Here is a 4,508-nt window from a genome sequence, read left to right as displayed (position 1 = left end):
CCGCCGAACGACCGCACCGGCGCGGCGAGCCCGGCCTCACCCGGCACGAACTCTTCCGCCTCGGCGGCCCACCCCGACCGGCGGACCCCGGCCAATTCGGGTGCCAGTGCGTGCGCGGTGGTGAGTGTCCGCCGGGTGTAGGCCTCGGGCGTGCCGGCCAGCACGGCGGAGGCCAGGTCCGCGTCGAAGGCGAGCAGCACCTTGCCCAGCGCCGTGGCGTGCATCGGCTGGTGCGCACCCACGTCGAGCGACTGCTGCGTGTCGTCGGGGCGGAAGACATGGTGCACCACCAGCACGGTGGCATCCTCGTCGGGTACGCCGAGGCGGACCGCCTCGCCGCTGGAGGCGGCCAGCGCGTCGGCCCAGTTGCTGGCCCGCGAGCGCAGCTCGTTCCCGTCGAGGTAACCGGGGCCGAGGCCGCGCACGGCCTCGGCCAGCTGGTACTTGCCGGTGGCGGGGTCCTGCTCCACGAAACCCACGCCCTGCAGCGTGCGCAGGAGCCCGTGGGTCGTGGCCTTCGCCAGCCCGAGGCCGGTCGCGATGTCGGCGAGCGCGATCCGGGCGGAGCCACGCGCCAGCAACCGCAGGACCGCGGCGGCGCGTTCGATCGACTGGATGGACCCGGGCATGGGGGGAAACTCTAGAGGGTTAGAACCTCCTTCGGAACTCGGGTATTCGGCATTGTCGAACGGCCCGGATCGCGCCCGCCTGCGCGTCTCGGCGCGCGGGCCACACCTCCGGCGGCATGCCGTTCGGCCATGTCGAATGGTCGGCGTTGTCGGTACCGGAGGCCGTTCCTAACGTCACCGCCGTTCCGCGATGGCGCGGGACGACGGCTTTTCCGGAGGTGGCAATGGAGCGTCTCAAGGCACGCGGGCTCGCCGGTGAACTCGCGGCCGAGTTCGCCGGAACCATGATCCTGATCCTGTTCGGGGCCGGGGTCGTGGCGCAGGTGGTCGCGGCGGGGATCGGTGACCACAACAGTATCGCCTGGGCCTGGGGGCTCGGCGTGGTGCTCGGTGTGCTGGTGTCCGCGCGGATCAGCGGCGGCCACATCAACCCCGCCGTCACCGTGGCGCTGGCCGTGTTCCGCGAGTTTCCCTGGCGCAAGGTCCTGCCCTACGCGCTCGCGCAGACCGCGGGTGCGTTCGTGGGCGCGTTGCTGGTGCGGTGGAACTACTCGGAGGTCCTCGCCGCGGCCGACCCCGGGCACACGATCAAGACGCAGGGCGTGTTCTCCACGTTGCCGGGCAACGGGGAGCTGCCGGTGGGCGACCTCGGTGCCCTGCGCGACCAGATCATCGGCACCGCGATCCTGCTGTTCGTCGTGTGCGCCATCACCCATGCGCGCAACGTGAACCCGCCGCCGTGGATGGCACCGCTGCTCGTGGGCGGTTGCGTCGTCGGTATCGGTATGGCCTGGGGCACCAACGCCGGGTACGCGATCAACCCCGCCCGCGACTTCGGCCCCCGCCTCGCCTCGTACCTCACCGGCTACGACACCGCGTGGCTGGACCAGCACGGCCACCTGTACTTCTGGGTGCCCCTCGTCGGCCCGCTCCTCGGTGGCGTGCTCGGCGCCGGGCTCTACCGGCTGCTCGTCGGCCGGTTCCTCCCCCCGGCGGAACCCGAGCCGGACCACGTTCCCGACGCCGTCGCGGCCCGGGTCTGACCAGGAAGGGTGACGACATTGAGCAGCTACATCGGCGCGATCGACCAGGGCACGACCAGCACCCGGTTCATGGTGTTCGACCACGACGGCAACGAGGTCGCGCGTCATCAGCTGGAGCACGAGCAGATCATGCCGCGGCCCGGCTGGGTCGAGCACAACCCGACCGAGGTTTGGGAACGCACCCGCGCGGTGATCGAGACCGCGCTCACGAAGACGGGCCTGCGGGCCGCCGACCTGGCCGCGGTGGGCATCACCAACCAGCGGGAGACCACCGTCGTGTGGAACCGGCACACCGGCCGCCCGTACGGTAACGCCCTCGTCTGGCAGGACACCCGGACCGACCGGATCGCCGCCGCGCTGGACGCGGACGGCCGTGGTGACGTCATCCGCCGCAAGGCGGGTCTGCCTCCGGCGACATACTTCTCCGCGGGCAAGCTCCAGTGGATCCTCGACAACGTCGACGGTGTCCGCGCCGCGGCCGAGGCGGGCGACGCGGTGTTCGGCACGATGGACACCTGGCTGCTGTGGCACCTGACCGGGGGAGTCGACGGCGGGGTGCACGTCACGGACGTCACCAACGCCAGTCGCACCATGCTGATGGACCTCGAGACCCTGGACTGGGACGACGAACTGCTGTCCTTCTTCGACATTCCGAGGCGGATGCTGCCGCGGATCCGGCCGTCGGGAGACTCCGCGCTCCACGGTGTCACCAGGGCCAAGGGCCCGTTCCAGGGTGAGGTGCAGCTGGCGGGCGTGCTGGGCGACCAGCAGGCCGCCACCGTCGGCCAGCTGTGTTTCCGCCCCGGCGAGGCCAAGAACACCTACGGCACCGGAAACTTCCTGCTGCTCAACACCGGGCACGAGCTCGTCCGTTCCGAGCACGGGCTGCTCACCACGCTCGCCTACCAGTTCGGTGCCGCGAAACCCGTGTACGCGCTGGAAGGGTCGATCGCGGTGACCGGCTCGGCCGTGCAGTGGCTGCGCGACCAGCTGGGCATCATCAGCGGCGCCGCGCAGAGCGAGTCGCTGGCGGCACAGGTGTCCGACAACGGCGGGGTCTACTTCGTCCCGGCGTTCTCCGGCCTGTTCGCCCCGTACTGGCGGTCCGACGCGCGGGGAGCCCTGCTCGGCCTGTCCCGGTACAGCACCAACGCCCACGTCGCGCGGGCGACCCTGGAGGCGATCTGCTACCAGACGAGGGACGTGGTCGAGGCCATGACCGCCGACTCGGGCGTGGAGCTCGGGGTGCTGCGCGTCGACGGCGGGGTCACCGGCAACAGGCTGTGCATGCAGCTGCAGGCCGACATCCTCGGCGTCCCGGTGTCGCGTCCGGTGGTCGCCGAAACCACCGCGCTGGGCGCCGCCTACGCCGCCGGCCTGTCGGTCGGGTTCTGGAACTCCACCGACGAGCTGGAACGGAACTGGCAGGAGGACCAGCGGTGGGAACCGGGCTGGACGGACGAACAGCGTGCCACCGGGTACGCGGGGTGGCAGAAGGCGGTGTCCCGGACCGTCGGCTGGATCGACGCCGACTGAGCGAAAGCGGAGGAACGTCACTGTGCGCGAACAACTCAGCGAGCAGCGGGCCCGCACGCGGGCCCTGCTCAGCACCGGCCGCTTCGACGTGCTGGTCGTCGGTGGCGGAATCGTCGGCCTTTCCACCGCGTGGGAGGCGGCCAGGGCCGGGTTGCGCGTCGCGTTGGTCGACAAGGGCGATTTCGCCTCGGCCACGTCGAGCGCGTCGTCCAAGCTCGTACACGGCGGGCTGCGCTACCTGGCGAGGGGCAACATCAAGCTGGTCCGCGAGAACCACCGGGAGCGGCGGGCGCTCGGCACGACCGTCGCACCGCACCACGTGCGGCCGCTGCCCTTCCTGGTGGCGTTGCGTCGTGGCGGCCCGCACGGGCCCGCGACCATCGGGGCGGGCATGCTCGCCTACACCGCCCTGTCCGGGTTCGCCGACGGTGTCGGCAGGCTCCTCCCGCCGGGACGCGCACGCGAGTACGTTCCCGCACTGCGGGACGGGAGTCTCTCGGCGTGCGGGCTCTATCACGACCACCAGATGAACGACGCGAGGCTCGCGGTCACCACCGCGCGGGCCGCCACCGGGTCCGGCGCCGTGCTGCTCAACCACGCCGAGGTGCTCGGCCTGCGCACCGTCGACGGTGCCGTGTCCGGTGTGGACGTCCGGGACGGCACGGAGGGCACGGAGTTCGGGATCGACGCCGCGGTGGTCGTCAACGCCGCGGGCCCGTGGGTCGACCACCTGCGGCGGATGGAGGACCCTGCCGCGCGGCCCAGCATGCGCCTGTCCAAGGGCACGCACCTCGTGCTGCGCAGGCACGGCCGGTGGGACGCGGCCGTGACCACCCCGCTCGACGGTGGCCGGGTGTCGTTCGCGATCCCGTGGGAGGACCGGCTGCTGGTGGGCACCACCGACGAGGAGTACACGGGTGACCCGGCGGCGCTGCGGCCCTCAAATGCCGACGTCGACCAGATCCTCGGCGAGGCGGGGCTGTCGATCGGGCAGGAACACCTGCGCCGCAGCGACGTGGTCTACTCGTTCTCCGGGCTGCGGGTGCTCCCCGGCGGCGACGGCGACACCCGGCACGCCAAGCGGGAGACCGTCGTCAGCGTCGGCCGTGGCGGCATGGTCAGCATCGCGGGTGGAAAGTGGACGACGTTCCGCGACATCGGGCGCACGATCCTGGCGCACCTGTCCCCGAGACTCCCGCGGGCACGACCCGACACCGGCATCACCCCGCTGCCCGGCGCGGCCAGGCCGGACGCCGTCGAGCACGTGCTCGGCACCGCGGCGCCGGAGCTGCCCCACGAC

4 protein-coding genes are annotated in these 4,508 nt (G+C 72.0%); 3 read left to right on the top strand and 1 reads right to left on the bottom strand.

Annotated elements, in window-relative coordinates; genetic code table 11:
* Positions 1–629: IclR family transcriptional regulator (locus tag SACHA_RS22195; protein ID WP_039739150.1), on the bottom strand; the 629-nt coding region annotated here is incomplete at its 3' end.
* Between the two features lie 224 nt (positions 630–853).
* Between SACHA_RS22195 and SACHA_RS0114165 the strand changes: the two genes are divergently transcribed.
* The 3 genes from SACHA_RS0114165 to SACHA_RS0114155 all read left to right on the top strand — a co-directional run.
* On the top strand, positions 854–1,672 hold the full coding sequence (locus SACHA_RS0114165; RefSeq protein WP_019810842.1) for an MIP/aquaporin family protein: 819 nt from the start codon (positions 854–856) through the stop codon (positions 1,670–1,672).
* Between the two features lie 18 nt (positions 1,673–1,690).
* Positions 1,691–3,208, top strand: coding sequence for a glycerol kinase GlpK (glpK, locus tag SACHA_RS0114160; protein WP_019810841.1), 1,518 nt, complete (start codon positions 1,691–1,693; stop codon positions 3,206–3,208).
* 22 nt (positions 3,209–3,230) lie between these two features.
* Positions 3,231–4,508 (top strand): glycerol-3-phosphate dehydrogenase/oxidase (locus tag SACHA_RS0114155; protein ID WP_019810840.1); only part of this gene is annotated, 1,278 nt, incomplete at its 3' end.

This window comes from Saccharomonospora halophila 8 (assembly GCF_000383775.1).
GTDB lineage: Bacteria > Actinomycetota > Actinomycetes > Mycobacteriales > Pseudonocardiaceae > Saccharomonospora > Saccharomonospora halophila.
Note: the sequence above shows the minus strand (reverse complement) of the source record. Positions and strands in the feature narration are given on the sequence as shown.

Bases quoted from the DNA above. Each gene is read 5' to 3' on its own strand.
- SACHA_RS0114165 (WP_019810842.1), top strand. From the start codon at position 854: ATGGAGCGTCTCAAGGCACGCGGGCTCGCCGGTGAACTCGCGGCCGAG.